Origin of the sequence: Paraburkholderia sp. RL18-085-BIA-A (genome assembly GCF_046027075.1) — a bacterium.
Lineage (GTDB): Bacteria > Pseudomonadota > Gammaproteobacteria > Burkholderiales > Burkholderiaceae > Paraburkholderia.
Genome location: NZ_JARESU010000461.1, coordinates 1 through 1,125 on the forward strand (window position 1 = coordinate 1; position 1,125 = coordinate 1,125).

Sequence of the window (1,125 nt, forward strand, 5' to 3'; positions counted from 1 at the left end):
TGTGAAACGCGCCGGCTACGAAGTGCCACAGTCGTCGACCTCGCTTAACGTGGGCGGCATGACATGCGCATCCTGCGTTTCGCGCGTCGAAAAGGCGCTGCTCCGGGTAGCCGGCGTGACTGACGCCGTCGTGAACCTCGCAACAGAGACCGCAACGGTGCGCGGCTTTGGAGTTAGAGAGGATGCGCTCGTCGCCGCCGTCTCGAAAGCGGGCTATGAGGCATCGTTGCACACCGACGAAGCGAAGCAAGCGCCGTTGCCCCGGCGAGATAGCGAGATGCTGGCAGTTTTAGTCTGCGCGCTGCTCACGTTGCCGCTGGCCGTGCCGATGGCCGCCCAGTGGTTCAGTCTGCACGTGATGCTGCCACCGTCCGTTCAACTCGTGCTCGCGACAATGGTGCAGTTTGCCTTCGGTGGGCGGTTCTACAAGGCTGCATACAAGGCGGTTCTGGCGAGAGCCGGCAACATGGATTTGCTGGTTGCGCTCGGGACTACTGCTGCGTACGGGCTGAGCGTGTATGAACTGATGGCTCACCCGGGCGAAACGGGCCACCTGTACTTCGAGTCAGCCGCCATCGTCATTACGCTGGTGCGTTTCGGCAAATGGCTGGAAGTGCGTGCGAAACTTAAGACGGCCGAGGCCATACGGGCGCTGAATGCTCTGCGGCCCGAAACGGCGCGCGTGCGCGCAAACGGCGAAGAAAAGGACATTCCACTGTCCCAGGTAAGAGTAGATGACAGCGTGGTGGTTCGTCCTGGCGAGCGAATTCCAGTCGACGGCGTGATTCTGGAAGGCCAAAGCGATATTGACGAGTCGCTCATCACGGGTGAGAGCTTGCCGGTGTCCAAGGGCGCAGGCGACGCGGTCGTCACCGGCTCAATCGTGGCGCATGGCTACCTTGTTGTGCGGACGACGGCCCTCGGCGCGGACACGATGTTGTCGCGCATTATTCGGCTGGTCGAGTCCGCACAGGCCGAGAAGGCGCCGATTCAGCGTTTGGTGGACAAGGTCAGTGCGGTATTTGTGCCGGCTATATTGGGCATTGCATTGCTGACCTTCTTCGGCTGGCTCGCTGTGAGTGGAAGTGCCGAAATCGCAGTGCTGAACGCGGTCGCGGTACTTGT

General features: G+C 61.3%; 1 protein-coding gene. It reads left to right on the forward strand.

The genetic code is table 11. The features are described from left to right. Window position 1 precedes the first annotated feature (1 nt). On the forward strand, window positions 2-1,125 hold a 1,124-nt coding region (locus P0D89_RS53225; RefSeq protein ID WP_408379679.1), incomplete at its 3' end, for a heavy metal translocating P-type ATPase.